Source organism: Citrobacter sp. Cf072 (assembly GCF_030334485.1).
Lineage (GTDB): Bacteria > Pseudomonadota > Gammaproteobacteria > Enterobacterales > Enterobacteriaceae > Citrobacter > Citrobacter freundii.
This window is the reverse complement of the sequence record NZ_JAOWDX010000044.1, coordinates 567,942-590,613: the sequence shown is the minus strand read 5'-3', so window position 1 is coordinate 590,613 and position 22,672 is coordinate 567,942. Positions and strand designations below refer to the sequence as shown.

Genomic DNA, 22,672 nt, shown 5'->3' with positions numbered 1-22,672 from the left:
AATATTGAATGATAAATAAATTGATTGCGGGTAAGTTTCATGCGGAATATAGCACAGGAGATATTCGTTGCAATCTCTTCTTTTTATATTATGAGTGAGTCTGACTACTATTAAAATTTATCAACTATATATTTATATATAATTTATATTTATCAGCATGAACATGTGTCACGCTGTAGGCTCTGAAGCCTCGTCTGACGGGCCTTGCCGCGGATTGTGATCTGGCCGATTGTTCTGTTGTATTTATTAATGCCATGAACCGTGTGGACTATAGTAAAGATGGCCGTTATTTCTCATCATTAATAACCGTGAGTGGGGGATGTGAATGAAGAAGATACTGATGCTGGTCGGAGATTATGTCGAAGATTATGAAACGATGGTGCCTTTTCAGGCTTTGCAAATGCTTGGGCATCGTGTGGATGCCGTCTGTCCGGATAAAAGTCAGGGTGACTACGTTCAAACCGCCATTCACGATTTTGATGGGGCGCAGACATACAGTGAAAAGCCGGGACATCGCTTTACGTTGAATGCGAATTTTGCCGAGGCGCGGGCCGCCGATTACGACGCACTGTTGATCCCCGGCGGGCGTGCTCCGGAATATCTTCGACTGAATCCAGATGTCATTAAGCTGGTGCAAGATTTCAACACTGCCGGTAAGCCTATCGCTGCGGTTTGTCATGGGCCCCAACTATTAGCGGCGGCGGGAGTGTTAGAAAACCGGACCTGTAGCGCTTATCCGGCCTGTGCGCCTGAGGTTCGTCTGAGCGGTGGACATTATGCCGATATTGGCATTGATCAGGCCCACGTTGATGGCAATCTGGTGACGGCACCAGCATGGCCCGCGCATCCGCAATGGTTAGCTAAATTTGTCGAAGTATTAATGAAGTAAGCGACGATGAGATGAAAAGTCGGTATAACCAGCCTGGCTATACCGACAGGAGATATTACCTCCGCATGAGTGCGAACACGCCCCACCCGATATATTCCCGGGTGAAGGTAACGTGGCGTGCTGGTGAACTTCTCAATTGCTCTCTGACTTCGACGGCAAACTCATCGTCCGGATTTGCCTCCAGCCACCGGCGCATCGTCAACCATTTTGCCGCCTCGTATCTGTCCCAACCCTCCTGGTCCGCCAGTACCATTTCAACCACGTCATAACCGAGCTGGTCGAAAGACGAAACGCGTTCTGGCAGAGAGAGAAAATCAGTCACTGAAGTCGCGCCGCAAGACTTAGCGACCTCCTCCGTTGCGGGTATCTGACGCCAGTACGGTTCGCCGATGAGCAAGATCCCGCCTGATTTGAGACTTTGTTCCAGCTGTTTGACCGTTCCGGCAACGCCGCCGGCAATCCAGGTTGCACCAATGCAGGCGGCAATATCGAATTTTTCTTCGGCGATATAACCTGTTGCATCGGCATGAATAAAACGCACGTGCTCAGTGACGCCCAATTCACTTGCCCGCAGGGTGGCTTGCTCGCTGAATAACTGGCTCATATCGATACCAACGCCGGAAATTCCATGATCGCGTGCCCAGGTGCACAACATCTCGCCAGAGCCGCTGCCGAGATCCAGGATGCGGGTTCCTGGGGCCATCCGTAAAACCTGACCTAACGTTGCATATTTCTGCGCGGTGAACGGATTATGAATGCGATGTGCGCTTTCGCTGATTGTAAAAATCTTCGGGATATCCATCTCTCTCTCCTTAGCGATTATCCAGTTGGGCGCGAACGTTGTTCAGCCCAGTGGTATTGATGCGGTAGGGCTGACCATTGACGGATTTGATCAGTTTTTTCGTTCTGAGCTTTTTGAATACATCGAGCGTGCAGTCGCAGAGCAGTAACCCTTCGCGGCTATAGCATTCGACGGAAGTGACACGGCCTGATGCATCACGGACGTGAGCAATACGGCCACCTTTGGCGAGTACGTGTAAGGTACGTTGTTCCTGACGGGATAAATTCATACTGGAAAACCTGTTTAATCATCATGTGCAAAACGTGCAAACACACAGCGGTGTCCGCATTCGATTTCGGCGCATTGATAACCAGTCCGGCCTGAAAAGGTCGGTAAGCTGATTATCTGATGATTACATTCTCCAGCATCAAAGCCTCGGGTTGAGTTGATAGATATTTACCTGCTGAATCATACCAGCCTGGACGAGTAGGGGAATCGTCCTGTCGGGAAAATGTGATCTATGACGAAAAATTGCGTTTAGCTTATTTTATAATTTTTTAACTCTCAGCTAGCTGAGCGGTGTATGAATGTATTAAATTTATTGAATTTTCAGACATTGTCAGTAGCGGTATTGGTCGTAATGATGTGTAGTTGGTCTCACTTGCGTCACACTATAGATTAGTGATATTTAATCTTTTCTTATCTTAATTTTGTTTTATTTGATAAACAGGTCTTTATTATAAAAAGAATTTTTAATGGTGTTTGTGTTTAATTCTATTTAGGAATTTTCTTAACGTCATGAAGTGTGTATACTCAATCCTGCAAGAAGCTCTTCTGTTATCATCAAAACTATAAAAATGTCCTTAACACCCGTATTACCTCTGCCCTGTATCTCTTCTCAGGGGAGAGGTTTTTTTCTGTATATTATTTTGATAGTCGTCATAAATAGATAGTTTAATATTATTGTTCTTGTTGCTTTACATTAGTGATGACGACAGATTTTTTTCTGTGAACCATACGGTACTATTGAAATAGTATCGCTATGAATCTATTTTATAGTGAATAGTGTAATTTTGTATTTATTTATAATGGTATTATATAGTTTTTCTTATAACTGCCTGTTTTTCAGCGTTATGTTAATTCTTGCTTTTGAAATAATTGTGATTTTGTTCACGGATTTTAGTGCGTTAAGTAGCTATTTGTAGAGAGGTGCAAACGGTTGCATTTTGCTGTTACAGCATTCGTTCATTAAAAAATATAGCGATGGTATATCTTGTGTCGGTATTGGGTGCAAGAATCTAAATGATTTTTATTATCTCTTAGATATACGAATACCGTTTATGACTTCTGTTAGCTTAACACCATGGAAAATGCAGTAAAAACAGACAGGGAATATGATTTTATCAATCAGAACGGAGCTTTTAATTACTGGCATAATTACTGGCTTTTTATCTTCCTTTTTATAAATCGTTGTCGTAATGCCCATAAAATCAGCATTCTGGGATGAATGCTGATTTTATTTTGTTCTCAGATTATTCAACCCACGCTGTATGCAGGTCTTCTCTTGCAGTACCTCGTAAATGATACATTAAAGGATCTCCTGGAATGGATATTGTTGAACGCTTTATTAACTACACGAAAATCAATACCACGACCTCAAGGGAAAATGGTGCTAATGGGATAATGCCTTCTTCACCTGGTCAAATGGAACTGGCAAAACTGCTGGCAGTAGAACTTGAAGCATTAGGAATGGAAAACATTGAGGTCAGGGATACCGCTATTGTGACAGCGACATTACCTGCAAATACGGACGACGCGATCCCTGTCGTTTCCTTTTTTGGTCATCTCGATACCAGTGCGGAACAGACTGCGGACACAAAAGCACAACGTCTTCACTACAGCGGTGGGGATTTGTGTCTGAACCAGGAGCTAAAAATTTATCTGCGCGAAAGTGAATTTCCAGAACTGAAAAATTATATCGGTGATGACCTGCTGGTGACGGATGGTACCAGTCTGTTGGGGGCAGATGATAAAGCCGCCATCGCCGCGATTATGAATGCCCTGGAGTACCTTGTCGCACATCCGGAGATTAAGCATGGGCCAGTGAAGGTCGGTTTTGTTCCTGATGAAGAGCAGGGATTACGAGGTGCAAAAGCATTTGATGTTGCGGCGTTTGGGGCTGATTTTGGCTATACCCTGGACTGCTGCGGCATTGGAGAATTTGTCTATGAGAACTGGAACGCGGGTGATGCGGAAATCATCTTTACCGGCCAGTCCGCACACCCTATGTCGGCCAAAGGTAAGCTGAAGAACTCTCTGCTGATGGCGCATAAGTTTATTGCGATGCTGCCCGGAGGAGAGGCGCCTGAGTATACGGAAGGACGCGAAGGGTATTACTGGGTAAAACAACTTCAGGGTAACAGCGCCCGTACGGTACTTAAGCTGGATATCCGGGATTTTACCGAAGAGGGGTATAAGGCGCGTATGGCATATATCCGCCAGCTGGCCGTCAGCACCTGCGCGCTGTGGGGAGAAAACAGCGTGGTCTGCCATTTAACCGATCGCTATGCCAATGTGTTCAATAGCTTGCAGGGCGATGCTCACTACCCGATTGATATTGCGTTACGCGCGTATCAGAAGTGTGGCATTACCCCGCAACCTGTCGCCATGCGTGGTGGATATGATGGCGCAGTGTTATCGCAGAAAGGACTACCTTGCCCGAATATTTTTACCGGTGCCCATAACTTTCATTCGATTTATGAATACCTGCCGGTGCGTTCACTGCGGGCCGCCAGCGATGTCGTGGTAGCGGTCATTGAGGAAACCTTTGCTGAGTTCGCGCAGGGGAGAACTCAGTCATGATTCAGGTGTTAATTGCCCTACTGGTTATCGTAGTGGTCGCGCGTCTTATCCTGAAAGGTTATCGCGCTGAACCCGTGTTGTTCATTGCTGGCCTGGTGTTGATGATTTGTACGGCGTTAACCGGATGGGGTTCTGTATTACCGAAGGGTGTTGCCAGTACGGGGATTTCATTTCTCGATCCTTTCGAGGTGATGCGCGATCTCTTTAGTACGCGTGCCGCCGATCTCGGCCTGATGATCATGGCGCTCATGGGATTTGCGCATTACATGGATCATATCGGGGCAAATGAAGCGGTTGTGCGGGTTGTGACGAAACCTTTGCGCGCGCTGCGTTCGCCCTATGTGCTTCTATTTTTCTCCTATCTGCTCGCCAGCCTCCTGCAGTTGGCCATTCCATCCGCCACCGGGCTAGCCGTGTTGCTGATGGGGACGATGTTCCCCATTATGCTGGGGTTAGGGCTTTCTGCGGCCTCAGCCGCTGGGGTTATTGCCACCTCGCTTGGTGTGGCATATACCCCGACGGCCATCGATGCTATCAGGGGATCTAAAGCGGTCAATATGGATGTGGTGGAATACGTTGTTTACCACCAGGGACCCGCAGCGCTGGCAACCGTGCTGGTCGTCGGCGTCTGCCATTTCTTCTGGCAGCGGCATTGCGACCGTAAAGCGGGGACGCTTCCACGAGAAATCGGTAGCGCTGAGGTGACTGACTCAGGAAAAGCCCCGGCTTTTTATGCGCTGCTCCCGATGCTTCCGATACTGATGGCGGTGGGATCATCGGAAATGTTTGTCAGTGGTATTAACCTGAATATTATCACCATTGTGCTCATTTCGATGGCTGTCTGTATGTTGATTGAATGGCTGCGGGTGCGTGATTTAAAGTCAGTATGCGAAGGATTCAGCCATTTCCTTAAAGGCATGGGCACTGCCTTTACCGGGGTAGTTGGGCTGCTGGTTGCGGCAGGTGTTTTTGCTCACGGGATTAAAGTTATTGGTGCCATTGATCAATTAATCCTGATGGCGGAGCACGTGGGATTACCCCCATTTGCTATGGCGGTGGTGTTTGCGCTGGTGACGCTGGCGGCAGCAATTATTATGGGATCGGGTAATGCGCCATTCCTTGCTTTCGTTGAGCTGATCCCGCAAATCGCGGCAAGTATGGGCGCTAACGCTGTTGCCATGATCCTGCCGATGCAGCAGGCATCACATATGGGGCGGGCAATTTCACCGGTTTCCGGCGTGGTGATTGCCGTTTCCAGTGGGGCGAAAATAACGCCATTTGATGTGGTTAAACGTACCGCCGTACCGCTGATTGTGGGCTTTGTAACTCATACCCTGATCATCGGTATTTTCTATTAACTTCGTTTGTAACAAGCAAACTTCCGGCTTGCTAAATGCCCGGTAGTTTGCTTTTTCTGATTACACTCTCATCACCGCAGATGATATTGATTACTGGTGATTATTATTAACTTTTATCTTTATCGCATTATTCTTATTGGACATTGTTGAGCTATTCTGGATTAATGATTAATAAGTATGATGTATTGTATTTGCACGTTTATTACATAGGGATAAGTTAATCTGGATCATATTTTGGCGATTTTAGTTGTAGTAGTTTTTTAATAGAGTAATACAAGAATAACGTGGAATGACAATGACGATTTATTTGGGCAGGTTTAAGTGGTAAGGGATTCTGGAAGAGTTAGTACGTTACGACATCATTATCAGGATGATCTGGAAACATTTACCTGGAGTGCGTTAGTTGCAATTGGTATCGCAATAAAGGATCATAAGATCTACTCTAAAATGTCAGAGCATCTATTCATTATGCATTGGCTGGCTATTGCCAAAAAAAGAAAAATATTTTCGAAGAGCATTGTCAGTGAGCTTCAGTGGCTAATTGATGAGGGGAAGAAAAAAAGCATCAATGCACAACTTAAATTTAAAATAGAATATTTGTACGCCACATCGAGTGGTGACGTGACAATGCAAAACGACTATTTTAAATTTACTCATACGATTGAAGTATTGAGAAATAATGGATGGGAGAGCTTTCTGCTCACTCCAGAGAAATGGCAAGGACTTCATGAAAGTATTAAGGTCAGAAAAGGTGACTTTATCTTTATGGATGATGCCCGGCTTCAGGAGTGCTTTGGCGTGCAGGGCGAGATTGTCAAACCTTTCTGTATTCGAGTGTACGGCGATGTTGAGTTTGCAAAGTTAACGTTCATCAAACATAACCTGCCGGTTGAATTTGTGAAACACATTTCGAATGAGTTTCATTATTTCAATTTTCTTTCTGTTAAGTAATGCTTAACTGATATAGAGGAAAAATTTCTATTTGTTCAAAGAGTAGTGATCTACTTGTGAAAGTATCAGATATATACTACGCGCAAAGGATAGCGAATGTTTACTCGAAAGTTAGTGATTACAACCGAATGGATAAAGTTGTCGGATACGTCGGACAATATGTCCATTTCTTTTCGGGGCGTTCTTGAGATCGGTGAAAGCACAGTTGTGCCAGATGACAATACACCTCTACTTCGTTTAGAAAATGACATGGCACCTATCGCCGTTGATGCGTTATCATGGGTGAGGGTGCCAGTTGAACGCCATGAAAATGTTATCGTCTATATTTTCTGAATCTGGGTTTATTAATCCATTAATAATATTAATGTCGATTTGTTCTTATTTTATCCTTCCCGGTGCAAGATGAGATGTCTGGCTGAACAATTTGTTGAGGATCACAGCGCGGGTGAGAGCATTTGTAGTGCGTGTACATTATAAATAATGCCAAACACCGCCACCGCGAGCAGAAAAAGAGAGGAGATAAAACCGCTGCATCTGGCAAAGCGCGCTGGTATCCAGCGTTTGAAAACCACGATGTAAAAAGACAACACCGTAACATCAAAAATAACCCACACCAGCGTTAGCGTCAGAATGCTGGTGGTGAAATCTTGCGTAATGGCAATGAACTGGGGGAAAAAAGCTACGAAAAACAAAATGTCCTTTGGGTTGGCGACCCCGGTCAGAAATCCGTGGATAAGCCCGCTGTTATCGCGCTTTCGCGCACCCAGTCCGGGTTTTGAGGCCCTGGTCTGCAGGCCGTTAATCGCCATCACTCCGATATACAACGATCCCACAAGACCCAGTACGCCAAGCCATATCGCAGAGATTGAAACCACGCCAGCTAGCATCAGTGCAGCCAGAGCAATCAGTACTAAAGAAGCGCCGTTAGTGCCAATCAGCGTGAGAAAAGCCCGGCGATAGCCGTGCTGCGCCGCGGTGGTGGTAATCAGCGCCACGACAGGACCCGGCGTTAACAGCAGGGTTACTACGCTGAGGCTATAGGCAGCCAGTAAAGTGAAATTCATACCTGATTATCCTGATGATATTTTCCACCAGTATTCCGTTTACGTAGCGCATTGAAAAACGAATAAAACTGCGCTCTACTGTGAGTAAAACTCAACATAGAAACTCTCGATGACGCTACCTCCGTTGTATGCCCTGAGGGCTTTTGAAGCCGCAGCCCGTCTGGGAACGTTCAGCAAAGCCGCTATTCAACTTAACGTGACGCCGGGCGCGGTAAGCCGTCATATTCGCACGCTGGAGGCATGGTTTGGCTGTGAGCTATTTATCCGCAGCGGCCCGCGTATCGAGATAACACCTTCTGGCCAAGGGTTAGCGCAGCAGTTGACGGCTGGGTTTCAGAGTCTGGAACACGCGTGTCATGCCTTTCGCTGCAGCAGTCATGAGCTACGGCTGAAAGCGCCGTCTACGTTGACAATGCGCTGGCTTCTGGATGTGCTGCGTCTTTTCCGTGAAGCGCATCCGACCCCGGTGATCGAAATTTCCAGCGTCTGGATGGATACCGATTCGGTATCCTTCAGTCGTGAACCGTATGACTGTGCGATCCTGTTAGGGAATGGCCATTTTGGTGACGATACCGACAGCCGGTTGCTGTTTCAGGAGTGGCTTATCCCGGTGTGTTCACCCGCACTACTGGTGCAGGTGCAGCGCGATCTTTCTGCCTGTGAACTGATTCATCCCTCAGCGGATCGCCGCGACTGGCGTCGGTGGCTGCAACGCACTGGGAAGTTTCCGGCGTTGAATCTTGCGCGAGGTAAAGTGTTCGACACCCTGGAGCAGGGTAGTCTTGCCGCGATGAGTGGTCATGGCGTGTCTGTTGCCGACCTGCTGTTAAGCCTGGCGGCCATTCAGGCAGGGATGTTGGCGTTACCGTTTAAAGATGCAGTGGCGACTGGCGAGGGGTATTACCTTGTCTGGCCAAAGGCTTCAACACGGCTCAGAAATATTGAGCTGCTGTATCGCTGGTTAAAAGAGGCTGCGCCGTCTGCTTCCTCGGCAGATCTAAACTGGCTGGATTAAGCTGTTTATTTTGCTGATTACCTATATTGATAATGGTTCTCATTATTATTGTCGTATTGTGCAGGTAATGGTAATGTTGCTTCAGTTATAAACCGCTAATTCCATTTCCTGTGCAGAAGACAGCATGAACAACACCACCGCCCTGAATGCCTCCGGACGCGTCGCTCGCACTTTCTCCGTCAGCGAGTTTATGGATTTTGGTGAGCGCTACGGGATCGATTACCGCTTTCCCCTGTTGGCACAAAGACCGGATTTGCCGTCAGGCAGCCCTGTTCTGCAAGGTGAAATTGAGGAGATGACTCTCCCTTGCGGGATGTGCGTGACGCACTCCGACGTACAGGTATTGCAACCCTACGAAACCACTTCTCGCCACGACAGTCCTCTGTATATGCTGGTGGTACTGGAAGGCTGCGTGATCCTGACGCTTAACGGACAGGAGCATGTGGTGCGCTCCGGCATGGCGTTTAGCTCGCGCCTGAGTGAGCACCAGACGATGCGTGCCCGTCATCATGCTGATAGTAAACTCCGTACATTATCGCTCGGTTTGTATCCTGACGGCGCGTATCGCACGGGGTTGCTTGAATCGTTGATGCGCGAGTGGGAAAGATGCCAGACGCCGACGCTTATCTGGCAGGTGCCGGGGTTTTTACTCAGCGGGCTGCAGTTCGCGCAGCAGAGTACCATTAGCCATGTTTCTCGTCAGCTGATGCTGGAAGGGCTGATATTACAACTGTTCGGTCATGGCCTCAGCATGTGTCAGGTCGAGAGCGGTAAACGTCTTGCGGCGAGCGGTGAGCAGCAGCGGCTGGAGGTCGTTCGCCGACTGCTGGAGGAGAGTCCCGAAAATGACTATACCCTTAATGAACTGGCCCAACGCGCGGCGATGAGCCCCAGCAGCCTGCGCAGTAAGTTCCGTGCAGCCTATGGCTGTTCGGTATTCGACTACCTGCGCGATTGCCGTCTGGAACATGCGCGCGGCTATCTACTGGAAGGATATAGCGTACAGCAGGCGGCCTGGATGTCGGGTTATCAGCACGCCACCAACTTTTCTACCGCTTTTCGTCGTCGTTACGGCTTTTCGCCCGGCGATTTGCTCAAACCTTGCTAATCCATATTTGCGTTTTACGCACGTGATTTCCTGACAATTTGGCACTGCGCATAGGCAACCTGGCATCCGGCATAGCTATCTCCGTCAGCAAAAAGGTAATAATTCTCACTTACAATTAGACATGCCTTTGGAGATATTCATGTTCGCGAAGACTCGCTTGGCGCTGCTGGCGGGATGGGTGACCGGCAGCGTGGCTTTTCCTCTGCTGGCGCAGGAAACAACAAAAAACGATACGGTGGTTGTCACCTCGCAGATGCAGAGCGGGGCCACGAAGCTTGCCACGCCGGATATTGAAACGCCGCAGTCGGTATCGATCGTTACCCGTGAACAGTTTGAAGAGCAAGGCGCAACCAGCGTGCGCCAGGCTGTCAGCTATACGCCGGGGGTGTACAGCAATCAGATTGGCGCCTCCAACCGCTTTGACTACATCGTGCTGCGTGGCTTTTCTGACGGTAGCCTGGATAACGTCTATCTCGATGGTCTGAAGATGATGGGCGACACCAACTCACACAGCTCGCTGGTGGTTGATCCGTGGTTCCTCGAAGATATCGAAGTCGTACGTGGCCCGGCTTCCGTACTGTATGGCCGTTCGTCCCCGGGCGGTATTGTGGCGCTGACCTCACGTAAGCCGTCGTTTGATGCGGGCGGTGAAGTGAAGCTGTTTGCCGGCAACAATAACCAGCGCGGCGCGGCGTTTGACGTCACCGGGGCGCTGGATGATAACGATCGAGTGGCGGCGCGATTGAGCGGGATGACGCGTTACGCGGACTCGCAGTTTGGTCCATTGAAGGAAGAACGTTACGCGCTGATGCCCAGCCTGACCTGGCGTATCACCGACCAGACGCGTCTGGATCTGATGGCCTATCTGCACCGTGACCCGGAAGGCGGAAGCCACTCCGGTCTGCCGTATGACGGCACCGTGGTTCCGCATTACGGGCAAAAGATCTCCAATACCTTTTACGAAGGCGAGAATGATTACGACAAATACGATCGCCGTGAAAACATGGTGGGCTACAACATTGAGCATATGTTTGATAGCGGTTGGTCGGTGCGGCAAAAGCTGCGCTATCTGCATACCGACGTTGAGCTGAACCAGGTGTATGCGGCGGGCTGGTTGAATGAAACCGAGCTTAATCGCGGCTACTCCGGCTCCGATGAAAAAATGTCGGCGATTACGCTGGATAACCAGCTCGACGGCAGCTTTGATACCTGGCAGGTAAACCACCGTCTGCTGGTGGGGTTCGACTATCAGGATCGCAGCAACAATACCACCGGCTACTACGGGGCTTTCCCGCCGATTGGCGCCTTTAATCCGGTGTACGGCGCGAAGCCTGATTACATCGACATGTATGCGCGTGAGAAACACAAGCTGCGCCAGACGGGTTACTATTTGCAGGATCAGATGTCATGGGATCGCTGGCGTATTACGCTCGGTGGTCGCTACGATCAGGTCAGCGTTTCTAATATTGATAAGATCAAGGATACTCGCAGCGATCTGGATAAAAACAACTTCAGCACCCGCGCCGCGTTGCTCTATTTGTTCGATAACGGCTTTGCGCCGTACGTGAGTTACTCCACTGCCTTTACGCCCACCAGTTTTGCCGATGAGAACGGCAATCTGCTGGATCCGATGAAAGGCAAGCAGTGGGAAGCCGGGCTGAAATATGAGCCGGAAGGTCTTAACAGTCAGTTCAGCGCGTCGGTGTTCCGTATCAATCAGACGAATATAGCCACTAAAGAAGAGCCGACCGATCCATACCGCTCGATTGGGGAAATTGAATCTGAAGGGGTGGAGCTGGAGGCAATTAGCCAACTGACGGATAGCTTCCGTTTGCAGGCGGCGTATACCTATACCGACATTCGCTATAAGAAAAGCAGCCCGGAAGAGCAGGGCAAGCGCGCAGTGTACGCCCCGCGTAACCAGGCCAGTGCCTGGCTGAGCTACGATGTAAAAAGTGGTCCGCTGGACGGTCTGACGTTGGGTTCAGGCGTGCGCTACGTTAACGGTATTACCAGCGATCGCCTGAATACTCACACCCTGCCGTCCTACACTCTGGTGGATATGGTGATTGGTTACGACTTAACGAATATCGGTATTAAAGGGTTGAGTGCGCAGTTGAACGTTAACAACCTGACCGACAAGCGCTACGTTGCGGCCTGTAACTCGCTCTCATACTGCTACTTCGGCGCCGAGCGCAGCATTGTCGGCAGTGTGTCCTGGAAATTCTGATGTTTTAGCCGGATGCAGCGCTGGCGCCTTATCCGGCCTGGTGCAGTGTGCAAATTGTATGCCTGATGAGCGTAGCGCATCAGGCATAGTGGATTGCGGTTATTGTGTAAAACCGTTTTGCATACAAATCTGTGCGCTGGTTCTCAGAGTAAAGGCGACTTTGTCTGGGTACTGACTGTAATAGTTATGCTCTTCTTCCAGCCCTTTTGCCTGCGCCAGGCGTACCGTTTCCAGCGAGCAGGTACGGTAGATCAGGTCTTTATTCATATTGGTCTGCTTCTCGCGCTGTTTATCTGCGGACAGCGCCAGCCAGTTTTCGGACAGTGAGTAATCGTAAACCACCCGATTTCCTTTCGCCTGCACGTTCTCAATGGTAATAAATTCGTCGATTTTCAGCCTTGGCTGCCCACGCATTTTTTTCTTATCTTCTGCGGCGGCGTATTGGGCCAGCGCATGAATATCCATACTGGCTATTTTCTGTTTATAAGCATCTACATAGGCGGTAGGTTGCTGATAATGCTGAGCGTAAGCGTTTCTTAATTCCCCGTCACTCATCGTACAACCTGCCAGAAACAGAGGTAATAGCAGTACCAGTTTTATTTTAGTCATGATGTTATCCCGTTCATTATTTTGATCCCAGTCGCCCATAACAAAATAGAAAAATTATTACGGATGATATTTAAGGTTGTATAAACGAGAGCACGATGGCACAAGTTCAATTGTCTTAAAATGGCAGGACAGACGGGAAACCCTGCCAGAATTGGCAGGGTTTTGAAAATACTGATACAAAAATTAATGGCCGATCATCTTTGCCTTCGGGATCAGCTGGAAATACATATGATCGGGTACTGGCGTATCCCAGACATTGGCATAAACCGCATAACCAATGGTGGCAAACAGAATGCCAAGCACCAGTAGCGTCATGGCGACACCTGACAGCGTCCTCTGACGCCATAACGATTTACCACCGTTGCCTTGTGCTCCAGGCGGAGTCTGCAGTGAAAAGCTCAGCGTTGAGGCTACCGGGCAGGATTCAACGCAGGTCATGCAGCCAGTGCATTCCACGGTACGCACCTGAATCAGTCTGTCGACCGGGATATTCGACGGGCAGTTTTTCGCGCATTTTCCGCAGTCGATGCAACTGTCTGCGTTACGGCGGATTTTAAACGGCGAGAATAGCGAGAACAGGCCGAGCAGCGCGCCATAAGGGCACAGATAGCGGCACCAGGCATTGCGAATAAACAGGCTCAGGACGCTGATAACGACAATAAAGATGAGCGTAGCGGGGCCAATATGGCGAAAGAAATCGAGCATCTTCACGTCGATAATCATGCCATAGGCCGACATTAGAAAATACTGAATCCCCTGTGCAGGCATCGACAGGGCGATATACAAAAAGAAACTCAGCAACAGATACTTCAGACTGAGCAGCGGGATATCCAGCCAGCGCGGCAGCGTGAAGTTGCGACCAAAGACTTTTTTCCCCAGATTGCCGAGCAGTTCGGACAGTGTGCCCACTGGACATAACCACGAACAGAAGGCTTTTTTTAACAACAGACTAATCAGGATAAACGCAACTAACAGCAGCATGGAGGCGGCATGGATGGGAGGAAGAAAACCAGTCTCCAGCGTATAGCGGATATTCATCAAGCCCGCGATCGGTAGCCATCCCTCAATACCACCAGGCCTTGGAATATAGACGCTGGTGCCGGCGGTTTCGAAATAGCGGACCCAGTAATAGAACGTTACGCCAATATAAATATTAATAGCCAGCAGGAGAAACTGGGTGGTTTTTCGCCAACTGCTGGCATTGCGCCAGTCATTCCACGGCAGTTTGCCTCCGATCGTGCCAGGACGGCGCTGCCAGCGCGTTCTCTTCTTCCCATTCATGATTTTATACTATCCCTCATATTTCCCCTTCTGCATTCAGAAGGCGTTATCACCGGGATATGCTAGCGCTATTTAGATTTGGTGTATTTGATTTGCATCTTATTACGTGGCTGTTATTTTCATCATGCAAATATGCCTGAATAAAAATAACAGCTCGATATTTATCGCAAGCCAGATAAATACCCTGAACGGGGTATTTATTTCTCTGCAGGGCAATGGTTATTCCTGATAAACCTCAACGCGGTCGCGACCATTACTTTTTGCCAGATAAAGTGCGCGATCGGCTTTATCAACCAGCTGTTTGTAGTCGGGATGATAATCATATTCGGCAATACCGATACTGACGGTAATAGAAAACGTTTCTGTCGCAGAGGCTGCCATGCGCATCTCAGCAATTTTCATGCGCAGCGTTTCCAGAATAATACTGGCCTGCGATTCATCTGACTCGACGAGCAGAATCATAAATTCTTCACCACCGTAGCGGAACACGTAATCGCTGCTACGGATATGTTCATAAATGACCGCTGCGACATTTTTGAGCGTCAGATCGCCGATATTATGCCCGAAGTTATCGTTAATTTGCTTGAAGTAGTCGATATCCAGCATCGCCAGGCTAAAAGGCTTACACGCATGTAACGCCAGCGAGATTTCACGTCGCATGATGGTCGGAATAAAGCGGCGATTAAGCAACTGGGTCAGCGAATCTTTACCATTTTCCTGCTTAACCAGCGCCTCAAACATTGAAGCGAGCAGGAAATGGATTTTTGCCGACAGCTGGCGAACATCCTGTAATAAGCTCATCCGCTCGGGTTCTGTGGGCTGATGCTGAGGTGACAGGGTTGTCGTCAGACGGGTGTCGATCTCTGCAATCAGTGATTCCATTTCTTTGAGCAAATTGCTGTTGCCAAGAATATGTTTTCCCTTATGTGAGAACCACATACCAAAATCAGAGTTCGCCAGAAACACCATTTCACCGAAAGGCATTCCGGTAGCAATGTTATAGATAAACTGGTTTTCCCAGTCGGTAAACGAACGGATTTGCCGCTCGCGCTCGACGTTAACGTCATCGTAAATAGTCTGCAGACGATACTGCTCTTGTGTATGCAGGGAGTTTTGGTAGCTTGGGGAATAGGAGACGGTCATGGCCTCCAGCGCAGTATCCATTGCCAGACTGCTGAAACAGATAGCATTGCTCAGCAGGGAAGACGAGTCGTCAGCTTTGGTTTTCAACACCCGATACAGCTCATCTTTGAGCTTACGCGCGCCGCGGTTCACCAGATCGATGGGCAGACCGATACGGGCATGCACTACGCCAATTTTGCGTTGTTTGGCCAGCAGCTGTGAGAGATCTTCGTGCGCGCTGCCGAGCACGCTGCGTAACCAGTCAAACATACTGCCGCTGAGGCGGGTACTGACCTGTTCTGTATTGAGGAACAATGCACTCTGGGCATGAGAGAGCATATAGTCATAAAAAACGGTCACTAAATGGTGGATCTCTTCATCGCTTAACGATGTGAGGAGCGTGTGAACGTCAGGCGATGTTTGTCGTATCAGCGCCTGCCATTCTGTAAGGAGTAATGTGTCGTTTACCGGTTCAATCTGTTCCATCTCGCTGCCACTCAACGTGCGATTAAAAATTCAGGCAGTATTACGGACAATTACCTCACGATGGTCAAGTTAAACTCTTTTATCGATGGCTAATACCCTCATAAATAAGCCTGAGCGCGAAGACACCTATTATTGCGCCAATGATTCGGCTGGCAACGCATTGGATGCGACCATACGCCCGTCGCACTGCAGGCAAAGAAAATGCCTGGCTGAGAAAAATACGCCAGATAACGGAAGACAACACAATACCTGCCCAGGCCATCAGTCTGGCCCACGTAGGTGTGTCTGCGCTTAAGGTGACCGAGAAGATACTAATAAAAAACAGTACGGTTTGCGGGTTCGATAAATCCGTTAGTAATCCTCGGCGGAAAAATACATACCAGGGGGCGGAAATCGGCTGCTGTAGCGTGGGCATTTGCGGCGTGGCCTGATGGCGGATGCTGTTCCAGGCAAACCACAGCAGATAGACGCCGCCGACAATCTTAATCAATGAAAATATCTCTTCACACTGGGTGATTAGCGTTGCCATACCAAAAAGCCCAAGGCCGGAGTAAAACGCATCACCTAAGGCGACCCCCAGACCGGTCATCACACCTGCGCGTCGTCCGGATGCCAGGCTAGTTTGTACCACTACGAACAGATTTGCGCCGGGGTTAAAAAAGGTTAAAACAAACAGGCTAACAGTGAGCATGACGGCGTGTAACGGTTCCATAGGCAACCATTCCTCAAATATTCATAAAGTTAACACTATAATTTCAGCGAGCTGGCTGTTCTGAGGATCAACTCACACTGGCTATTGAAACTTTGATCTGGTTGATGTGCTGATACTCGACGGCCGGTTTTTCTGCGCTGCAAAATTTCTATATATTTCTGCTGAGTGTGGATTTTTTATCCAGGCTGGACTAGTTATTAATCATCCTTGAATCGCGTTATCTCATGTTCAGGGATCGATGATGGCGTCATAACAAAACCTGGAGCTGGTCTATGAAAACTGGAATTAAAGTACTTATTGGTGCGTTAGCTTTTGTCGTGACCAACGCATATGCCGCGGAGTTTATGACAAAGCTTGAGTTTGAAAAGGTTGAGTCGCAGTACACAAAAATCGGTGATATCTCAACGAGTAATGAAGTTTCTGTCGCAGATGCCAAAGAAGAACTGCTGAAGAAAGCCGAAGAGAAAGGTGCCGATGTTGTGGTATTAACTTCCGGTCAAACGGATAATAAAATCCATGGCACAGCCAATATCTACAAGAAAAAATAATACGCTGCTGTAAAAATCACGATTCCCGCCGGTCATTGTACCGGCGGGTTTTCTTTTAATCTGCGCCAGAACGTGGTTCTGCTAATTCCGAGATAGCGTGCAGCCGCGGTTTTATCACCATTGCATTGTGCCAACACCTGCTGCGGCGTCAGCAATGACGATGATTGTGGTGAGTTTGCAACAATGGCCAGTTCTGGTAATAGCTGTTGTAAAAAATCCACATTCAGCTCCGGCTGCGGCTCGACGCTTAAAAATAGCGCCAGGCGCTCCATCATATTACGCAGTTCGCGGATATTCCCCGGCCAGCCATAATTCAGTAACGTCGACTGACTTAAACCCAGCCCCTTGCGTACTGGCTCAGAAAACGGCACATCCAGTTCTGCCAGCGACTGTTTTAAAAAACCTTCCGCCAGCGGCAGGATATCGGGCAACCGCTCGCGTAGCGGCGGCAGCTTGAGGCGTAAAATGCTCAGGCGATAAAACAGATCGGTACGAAACTCCCCCTGTTTCATCTCCTGCTCCAGATTACAGTGTGTGGCGCTAATCACCCGGACATCGACCGGAATAGGCTGATGCCCACCGACTCGGGTGACCTCTTTTTCTTCCAGTACGCGCAGCAGCCGGGTTTGTAACGGCAGCGGCATCTCGCCTATCTCATCAAGAAAAAGGGTTCCGCCATGAGCAATTTCAAACAGGCCCGCGCGTCCTCCCCGACGAGAGCCGGTAAAGGCGCCATCTTCATAGCCGAACAGCTCCGCTTCCAGCAATGATTCGGTGATTGCTCCGCAGTTGACGGCAACAAACGGCGGCGAGGGTTTACCGCGCCGATTCTCCTGACGAGTGAAAAACTCACGGTGAATGGCCTGTGCCGCCAGCTCTTTGCCCGTACCGGTTTCACCCTGAATTAGCACCGGTGCACGCGAGCGGGCGTAGAGCATAATGGTGTGTCGCACCTGTTCCATCTGCACAGAGTGACCGCGCATATCACCGAGCGCGTAGCGGGTGCGCAACGTATCGCCAGAAGCATACTGACCGTTTCTACGCAGCGTCAGGCGGGTCATATCAAGCGCATCGACAAAGGCCTGGCGCACGGTGGCCGCCGAATAGATAAAGATGCCGGTCATACCTGCTTCTTCTGCCAGATCGGTAATCAATCCCGCACCAACTACCGCCTGCGTGCCGCCGGCCTTCAGTTCGTTGATTTGCCCGCGGGCATCTTCCTCGGTGATATAGCTGCGCTGTTCAAGCTGCAAATTAAAGGTTTTTTGAAAGGCGAGAAGCGCAGGAATGGTTTCCTGATAGGTAATGACGCCAATCGACGAGGTGAGCTTTCCTGCTTTTGCCAGCGCCTGTAGCACGTCAAATCCGCTGGGTTTAATCAGGATCACCGGGATTGATAAACGGCTTTTCAGATACGCCCCGTTGGAGCCCGCCGCAATAATGGCATCACAACGCTCGGTAGCCAGTTTTTTGCGGATATACGCCACCGCTTTTTCGAAACCAAGCTGAATGGGGGTGATGGTCGCCAGGTGGTCGAACTCCAGGCTGATGTCGCGAAACAGTTCGAACAGGCGCGTGACAGAAACCGTCCAGATAACCGGTTTGTCGTCGTTCACCCGCGGTGGAAGATGCGTATCAGCCATAACTAACCCAAAAAGTAAGGAACCGAGTATTAGGGTTTAGTTGTGTTTCATAAATGTTGCAATGAAACATGAAGGAACGTTTCATGAAACGATAGCTGACACGCTTTTGTGCAATAAAGATACAGTAACTTATATTAATATATTGTTTTTTAAGGGAAATATATAAATTAATTAAAAATTAAGGTCTTTGGCATACCCCTTGCTTTAAGTAAATCAACGAATGCTAACAAGTTGATAACAAGAGGACGGGATATGTCTCTACACTCCCCAGGGCTGGCGTTTCGCGCCGCGCTCAGCAAAGAAAATCCATTACAAATCGTGGGCACCATCAACGCCAATCACGCTCTGCTGGCCCAACGTGCCGGGTATCAGGCGATTTATCTCTCCGGCGGCGGCGTCGCGGCAGGGTCTCTGGGTCTGCCGGATCTTGGTATTTCTACCCTTGATGATGTGCTGACCGATATTCGTCGCATTACTGATGTTTGCCCGCTGCCCTTGCTGGTGGATGCGGATATCGGGTTTGGATCGTCAGCGTTCAACGTGGCGCGTACCGTGAAGTCGATTTCCAAAGCGGGTGCTGCAGCGCTGCATATTGAAGATCAGATCGGCGCTAAGCGCTGCGGCCATCGCCCGAACAAAGCGATCGTCTCTAAAGAAGAGATGGTCGACAGGATCCGCGCCGCGGTGGATGCACGTACCGATCCCAACTTTGTCATCATGGCGCGGACCGATGCGCTGGCGGTGGAAGGGTTAGAGGCAGCCATCGATCGTGCCCAGGCGTACGTCGAAGCAGGCGCGGACATGCTGTTTCCGGAAGCCATCACCGAGCTTGCGATGTACCGCCAGTTTGCCGACGCGGTGCAGGTGCCGATCCTCGCCAACATTACCGAATTTGGCGCTACGCCGCTGTTCACCACCGATGAACTGCGCAGCGCAAACGTCGCGATGGCGCTGTATCCGCTGTCGGCTTTCCGCGCTATGAACCGCGCTGCGGAAAAGGTTTACAACGTGCTGCGTCAGGAAGGAACGCAAAAGAGCGTGATCGACATTATGCAGACGCGTAACGAGCTGTACGAAAGCATCAATTATTACCAGTTCGAAGAGAAACTCGACGCGTTGTATAGCAAAAAGTAACCGTCGTAGGCCGGATAAGGCACAGCCGCCATCCGGCAATAAATTTGTACCCTACATATTATAAAAATGACGAGGACAACATGAGCGACACAACGATCCTGCAAAATAGTACCCATGTCATTAAACCTAAAAAATCGGTTGCGCTGTCAGGTGTTGCCGCCGGAAATACTGCGCTGTGTACCGTAGGCAAAAGCGGTAACGACCTGCACTATCGTGGCTACGATATTCTCGACCTGGCGCAGCAGTGCGAATTTGAAGAAGTCGCGCATCTGCTGATCCACGGGAAATTACCCACCCGCGATGAACTCACCGCCTATAAAAGCAAACTCAAAGCGCTGCGCGGACTGCCCGCTAACGTACGCACCGTGCTGGAAGCGCTGCCTGCTGCCTCGCATCCGATGGATGTGATGCGCACCGGCGTCTCCGCGCTGGGCTGTACGCTGCCGGAAAAAGAAGGTCATACCGTCTCCGGCGCGCGCGATATTGCCGACAAGCTACTGGCATCGCTCAGTTCAATCCTTTTGTACTGGTATCACTACAGCCATAACGGCGAGCGTATTCAGCCGGAAACTGACGATGATTCCATTGGCGGTCACTTCCTGCACCTGCTGCATGGCGAAAAACCGTCGCGAAGCTGGGAAAAAGCGATGCATATTTCGCTGGTGCTGTACGCCGAGCACGAATTTAACGCCTCCACCTTTACCAGCCGCGTGATTGCCGGGACCGGCTCCGATATGTATTCCGCTATTATCGGCGCGATTGGCGCACTGCGTGGACCGAAACACGGCGGGGCGAATGAAGTGTCGCTGGAGATCCAGCAGCGCTACGAAACGCCGGACGAAGCCGAAGCGGATATCCGTAAACGCGTGGAAAACAAAGAAGTGGTGATTGGCTTTGGTCATCCGGTTTACACCATCGCCGACCCGCGCCATCAGGTGATCAAGCGCGTGGCGAAACAGCTTTCTCAGGAAGGTGGTTCGCTGAAAATGTACAACATCGCCGACCGTCTGGAAGACGTAATGTGGGAAACGAAAAAGATGTTCCCCAACCTCGACTGGTTCTCGGCGGTCTCTTACAACATGATGGGCGTTCCCACCGAAATGTTCACCCCGCTGTTTGTCATCGCCCGCGTCACCGGCTGGGCGGCGCACATCATCGAACAGCGCCAGGACAATAAAATTATCCGTCCTTCCGCCAACTATACCGGCCCGGAAGATCGCGAATTTGTCCCGATTGAAAAACGTTGCTAATTCAAAACCTCATACCCTAAATAATTCGAGTTGCATGAAGGCGGCAAGTGAGTGAATCCCCAGGAGCATAGCGAACTATGTGACTGGGGGGAGCGAGCGTAGCCAACGCGCATGCAGCTTGAAGTATGACGGGTATAAAGATAAAAAACAGGAAATGTACCCTATGTCCGCACATATTTCGAACGTCCGCCCCGAATTTGACCGTGAAATCGTTGATATCGTTGATTACGTCATGAACTACGAGATCACCTCGAAGGTGGCGTATGACACTGCGCATTATTGCCTGCTTGATACCTTAGGCTGCGGCCTCGAAGCGCTGGAATATCCGGCCTGTAAAAAACTGCTGGGGCCGGTCGTCCCAGGCACAGTGGTACCGAACGGCGTACGCGTACCAGGCACCCAGTTCCAGCTCGACCCGGTGCAGGCGGCGTTTAACATCGGTGCGATGATCCGCTGGCTGGACTTCAACGATACCTGGCTTGCCGCTGAGTGGGGTCATCCTTCTGATAACCTCGGCGGTATTTTGGCCACGGCTGACTGGCTGTCGCGTAATGCGGTGGCGGTGGGGAAAGCGCCGTTGACCATGAAAACGGTGCTGACCGGGATGATCAAAGCTCATGAGATTCAGGGCTGTATCGCGCTGGAAAACTCGTTTAACCGTGTTGGTCTCGATCACGTCCTGCTGGTAAAAGTGGCCTCCACGGCGGTGGTCGCTGAGATGCTTGGCCTGAACCGGGATGAAATTCTCAACGCCGTATCGCTGGCGTGGGTCGACGGCCAGTCGCTGCGTACTTATCGCCATGCGCCAAATACCGGCACGCGTAAATCCTGGGCCGCAGGCGATGCGACCTCGCGCGCGGTACGTCTGGCATTGATGGCTAAAACCGGTGAGATGGGGTATCCGTCTGCGCTGACGGCGAAAACCTGGGGCTTCTATGACGTCTCTTTCAAAGGCGAATCTTTCCGCTTCCAGCGCCCGTACGGCTCTTATGTGATGGAAAACGTGCTGTTTAAAATCTCCTTCCCGGCCGAGTTCCACTCGCAGACCGCGGTAGAAGCGGCCATGACGCTGTACGAGCAGTTACAGGCCGCAGGTAAGACCGCTGCCGATATCGAAAAAGTGACCATTCGTACGCACGAAGCCTGTATCCGCATCATCGATAAAAAAGGCCCGCTGAATAACCCGGCGGACAGGGATCACTGTATCCAGTATATGGTGGCTATTCCGCTGCTGTTCGGGCGCTTAACGGCGGCAGATTACGAAGACGGCGTGGCGCAGGACAAACGCATTGATGCACTGCGCGAGAAGATCAACTGCTTCGAAGATCCGGCCTTTACCGCCGATTACCACGACCCTGAAAAACGCGCCATCGCCAACGCCATCACTCTGGAATTCACCGACGGCTCACGCTTTGAAGAAGTGGTAGTGGAATACCCAATCGGCCATGCGCGTCGTCGTACTGACGGCATGCCGAAGCTGGTCGAGAAGTTCAAAATCAACCTGGCGCGTCAGTTCCCGACCCGTCAGCAGCAGCGCATCCTGGATGTCTCCCTGGACAGAACTCGCCTGGAGCAGATGCCGGTCAATGAGTATATGGATCTCTTCATTATTTAAACCAGCGTGCAGCA

The 22,672-nt window shown here is 50.0% G+C and carries 20 protein-coding genes; 12 read left to right on the top strand and 8 right to left on the bottom strand.

The features are described from left to right. The first annotated feature begins 325 nt into the window (after positions 1 to 325). The gene (locus OGX66_RS11815) at positions 326 to 889 is read left to right on the top strand and encodes a DJ-1/PfpI family protein (protein ID WP_003830885.1); all 564 of its coding nucleotides are present in this window, start codon (positions 326 to 328) and stop codon (positions 887 to 889) included. Positions 890 to 944: 55 nt separating this feature from the next. Here OGX66_RS11815 and OGX66_RS11810 read toward each other — a convergent pair whose 3' ends face one another. Next, positions 945 to 1,691, bottom strand: coding sequence for an SAM-dependent methyltransferase (locus OGX66_RS11810; protein WP_003847699.1), 747 nt, complete (start codon positions 1,689 to 1,691; stop codon positions 945 to 947). A 10-nt stretch (positions 1,692 to 1,701) separates the two neighbouring features. Next, the gene (locus OGX66_RS11805) at positions 1,702 to 1,959 is read right to left on the bottom strand and encodes a YjhX family toxin (protein ID WP_003021255.1); all 258 of its coding nucleotides are present in this window, start codon (positions 1,957 to 1,959) and stop codon (positions 1,702 to 1,704) included. 1,316 nt (positions 1,960 to 3,275) lie between these two features. Here OGX66_RS11805 and pepT point away from each other — a divergent pair. From pepT to OGX66_RS11785, 4 genes are all read left to right on the top strand, one after another. After that, on the top strand, positions 3,276 to 4,532 hold the full coding sequence (gene pepT, locus OGX66_RS11800; RefSeq protein WP_046669782.1) for a peptidase T: 1,257 nt from the start codon (positions 3,276 to 3,278) through the stop codon (positions 4,530 to 4,532). After that, complete coding sequence (gene dcuC, locus OGX66_RS11795) at positions 4,529 to 5,890, top strand: C4-dicarboxylate transporter DcuC (RefSeq protein WP_003830889.1); 1,362 nt, start codon at positions 4,529 to 4,531, stop codon at positions 5,888 to 5,890. The genes pepT and dcuC overlap by 4 nt, the downstream gene beginning before the upstream one ends. Positions 5,891 to 6,211: 321 nt before the next feature. After that, positions 6,212 to 6,841 (top strand): DUF2913 family protein, encoded by a 630-nt coding sequence (locus OGX66_RS11790; protein WP_032937024.1) that lies wholly within the window; start codon positions 6,212 to 6,214, stop codon positions 6,839 to 6,841. 96 nt (positions 6,842 to 6,937) lie between these two features. Continuing rightward, the gene (locus OGX66_RS11785; RefSeq protein WP_003847694.1) at positions 6,938 to 7,174 is read left to right on the top strand and encodes a hypothetical protein; all 237 of its coding nucleotides are present in this window, start codon (positions 6,938 to 6,940) and stop codon (positions 7,172 to 7,174) included. A 101-nt stretch (positions 7,175 to 7,275) separates the two neighbouring features. Here the strand turns inward: OGX66_RS11785 and OGX66_RS11780 are convergent, their stop codons facing one another. After that, positions 7,276 to 7,905 carry a LysE family translocator gene (locus OGX66_RS11780; protein ID WP_088902686.1) on the bottom strand — a complete coding sequence of 210 codons (630 nt, stop codon included), beginning with the start codon at positions 7,903 to 7,905 and terminating at the stop codon, positions 7,276 to 7,278. A 109-nt stretch (positions 7,906 to 8,014) separates the two neighbouring features. Between OGX66_RS11780 and OGX66_RS11775 the strand changes: the two genes are divergently transcribed. The 3 genes from OGX66_RS11775 to foxA all read left to right on the top strand — a co-directional run bounded on the left by OGX66_RS11775 (position 8,015) and on the right by foxA (position 12,258). Next, a complete protein-coding gene (locus tag OGX66_RS11775) occupies positions 8,015 to 8,920 on the top strand; it encodes a LysR substrate-binding domain-containing protein (RefSeq protein ID WP_270921559.1) in 906 nt (301 codons plus the stop codon). Between the two features lie 124 nt (positions 8,921 to 9,044). Continuing rightward, positions 9,045 to 10,028 carry a helix-turn-helix transcriptional regulator gene (locus OGX66_RS11770; RefSeq protein WP_061549897.1) on the top strand — a complete coding sequence of 328 codons (984 nt, stop codon included), beginning with the start codon at positions 9,045 to 9,047 and terminating at the stop codon, positions 10,026 to 10,028. A 121-nt stretch (positions 10,029 to 10,149) separates the two neighbouring features. Continuing rightward, positions 10,150 to 12,258 (top strand): ferrioxamine B receptor FoxA, encoded by a 2,109-nt coding sequence (gene foxA / locus OGX66_RS11765; protein WP_270921560.1) that lies wholly within the window; start codon positions 10,150 to 10,152, stop codon positions 12,256 to 12,258. Between the two features lie 99 nt (positions 12,259 to 12,357). Here foxA and OGX66_RS11760 read toward each other — a convergent pair whose 3' ends face one another. The 4 genes from OGX66_RS11760 to OGX66_RS11745 all read right to left on the bottom strand — a co-directional run bounded on the left by OGX66_RS11760 (position 12,358) and on the right by OGX66_RS11745 (position 16,468). Beyond that, a complete protein-coding gene (locus OGX66_RS11760) occupies positions 12,358 to 12,867 on the bottom strand; it encodes a hypothetical protein (RefSeq protein ID WP_225624061.1) in 510 nt (169 codons plus the stop codon). A gap of 183 nt (positions 12,868 to 13,050) precedes the next feature. Then, on the bottom strand, positions 13,051 to 14,148 hold the full coding sequence (locus tag OGX66_RS11755; RefSeq protein ID WP_088902684.1) for a 4Fe-4S binding protein: 1,098 nt from the start codon (positions 14,146 to 14,148) through the stop codon (positions 13,051 to 13,053). A gap of 219 nt (positions 14,149 to 14,367) precedes the next feature. After that, complete coding sequence (locus OGX66_RS11750; RefSeq protein ID WP_088902683.1) at positions 14,368 to 15,756, bottom strand: diguanylate cyclase; 1,389 nt, start codon at positions 15,754 to 15,756, stop codon at positions 14,368 to 14,370. Positions 15,757 to 15,835: 79 nt separating this feature from the next. Then, positions 15,836 to 16,468, bottom strand: coding sequence for a LysE family transporter (locus tag OGX66_RS11745; RefSeq protein WP_003838673.1), 633 nt, complete (start codon positions 16,466 to 16,468; stop codon positions 15,836 to 15,838). A gap of 272 nt (positions 16,469 to 16,740) precedes the next feature. On the opposite strand from OGX66_RS11745, the gene yahO reads away from it, so the two are divergent. Next, complete coding sequence (gene yahO / locus OGX66_RS11740) at positions 16,741 to 17,016, top strand: DUF1471 family periplasmic protein YahO (RefSeq protein ID WP_003021310.1); 276 nt, start codon at positions 16,741 to 16,743, stop codon at positions 17,014 to 17,016. A 32-nt stretch (positions 17,017 to 17,048) separates the two neighbouring features. Here the strand turns inward: yahO and prpR are convergent, their stop codons facing one another. Then, entirely contained in the window at positions 17,049 to 18,659 is a 1,611-nt protein-coding gene (gene prpR / locus OGX66_RS11735) for a propionate catabolism operon regulatory protein PrpR (protein ID WP_088902682.1), read from the bottom strand. A 252-nt stretch (positions 18,660 to 18,911) separates the two neighbouring features. Here prpR and prpB point away from each other — a divergent pair, with 252 nt between their 5' ends. The 3 genes from prpB (at position 18,912) to OGX66_RS11720 (ending at position 22,658) form a co-directional block, all read left to right on the top strand. Next, complete coding sequence (prpB, locus tag OGX66_RS11730) at positions 18,912 to 19,793, top strand: methylisocitrate lyase (protein ID WP_003021316.1); 882 nt, start codon at positions 18,912 to 18,914, stop codon at positions 19,791 to 19,793. An 80-nt stretch (positions 19,794 to 19,873) separates the two neighbouring features. Continuing rightward, positions 19,874 to 21,043, top strand: a complete 1,170-nt coding sequence (gene prpC, locus OGX66_RS11725; RefSeq protein ID WP_003838667.1) for a bifunctional 2-methylcitrate synthase/citrate synthase — start codon at positions 19,874 to 19,876, stop codon at positions 21,041 to 21,043. Positions 21,044 to 21,206: 163 nt separating this feature from the next. Then, positions 21,207 to 22,658 carry a bifunctional 2-methylcitrate dehydratase/aconitate hydratase gene (locus OGX66_RS11720; RefSeq protein ID WP_016149668.1) on the top strand — a complete coding sequence of 484 codons (1,452 nt, stop codon included), beginning with the start codon at positions 21,207 to 21,209 and terminating at the stop codon, positions 22,656 to 22,658. Positions 22,659 to 22,672: the final 14 nt, after the last annotated feature.

What these genes read in the sequence shown, in the direction of transcription:
- OGX66_RS11815 (WP_003830885.1), top strand. Translation starts at nt 326, where the DNA reads ATGAAGAAGATACTGATGCTGGTCGGAGATTATGTCGAAGATTATGAA.
- OGX66_RS11810 (WP_003847699.1), bottom strand. Translation starts at nt 1,691, where the DNA reads ATGGATATCCCGAAGATTTTTACAATCAGCGAAAGCGCACATCGCATT.
- OGX66_RS11805 (WP_003021255.1), bottom strand. Translation starts at nt 1,959, where the DNA reads ATGAATTTATCCCGTCAGGAACAACGTACCTTACACGTACTCGCCAAA.
- pepT (WP_046669782.1), top strand. Translation starts at nt 3,276, where the DNA reads ATGGATATTGTTGAACGCTTTATTAACTACACGAAAATCAATACCACG.
- dcuC (WP_003830889.1), top strand. Translation starts at nt 4,529, where the DNA reads ATGATTCAGGTGTTAATTGCCCTACTGGTTATCGTAGTGGTCGCGCGT.
- OGX66_RS11785 (WP_003847694.1), top strand. Translation starts at nt 6,938, where the DNA reads ATGTTTACTCGAAAGTTAGTGATTACAACCGAATGGATAAAGTTGTCG.
- OGX66_RS11780 (WP_088902686.1), bottom strand. Translation starts at nt 7,905, where the DNA reads ATGAATTTCACTTTACTGGCTGCCTATAGCCTCAGCGTAGTAACCCTG.
- OGX66_RS11775 (WP_270921559.1), top strand. Translation starts at nt 8,015, where the DNA reads ATGACGCTACCTCCGTTGTATGCCCTGAGGGCTTTTGAAGCCGCAGCC.
- OGX66_RS11770 (WP_061549897.1), top strand. Translation starts at nt 9,045, where the DNA reads ATGAACAACACCACCGCCCTGAATGCCTCCGGACGCGTCGCTCGCACT.
- foxA (WP_270921560.1), top strand. Translation starts at nt 10,150, where the DNA reads ATGCCTTTGGAGATATTCATGTTCGCGAAGACTCGCTTGGCGCTGCTG.
- OGX66_RS11760 (WP_225624061.1), bottom strand. Translation starts at nt 12,867, where the DNA reads ATGACTAAAATAAAACTGGTACTGCTATTACCTCTGTTTCTGGCAGGT.
- OGX66_RS11755 (WP_088902684.1), bottom strand. Translation starts at nt 14,148, where the DNA reads ATGAATGGGAAGAAGAGAACGCGCTGGCAGCGCCGTCCTGGCACGATC.
- OGX66_RS11750 (WP_088902683.1), bottom strand. Translation starts at nt 15,756, where the DNA reads ATGGAACAGATTGAACCGGTAAACGACACATTACTCCTTACAGAATGG.
- OGX66_RS11745 (WP_003838673.1), bottom strand. Translation starts at nt 16,468, where the DNA reads ATGGAACCGTTACACGCCGTCATGCTCACTGTTAGCCTGTTTGTTTTA.
- yahO (WP_003021310.1), top strand. Translation starts at nt 16,741, where the DNA reads ATGAAAACTGGAATTAAAGTACTTATTGGTGCGTTAGCTTTTGTCGTG.
- prpR (WP_088902682.1), bottom strand. Translation starts at nt 18,659, where the DNA reads ATGGCTGATACGCATCTTCCACCGCGGGTGAACGACGACAAACCGGTT.
- prpB (WP_003021316.1), top strand. Translation starts at nt 18,912, where the DNA reads ATGTCTCTACACTCCCCAGGGCTGGCGTTTCGCGCCGCGCTCAGCAAA.
- prpC (WP_003838667.1), top strand. Translation starts at nt 19,874, where the DNA reads ATGAGCGACACAACGATCCTGCAAAATAGTACCCATGTCATTAAACCT.
- OGX66_RS11720 (WP_016149668.1), top strand. Translation starts at nt 21,207, where the DNA reads ATGTCCGCACATATTTCGAACGTCCGCCCCGAATTTGACCGTGAAATC.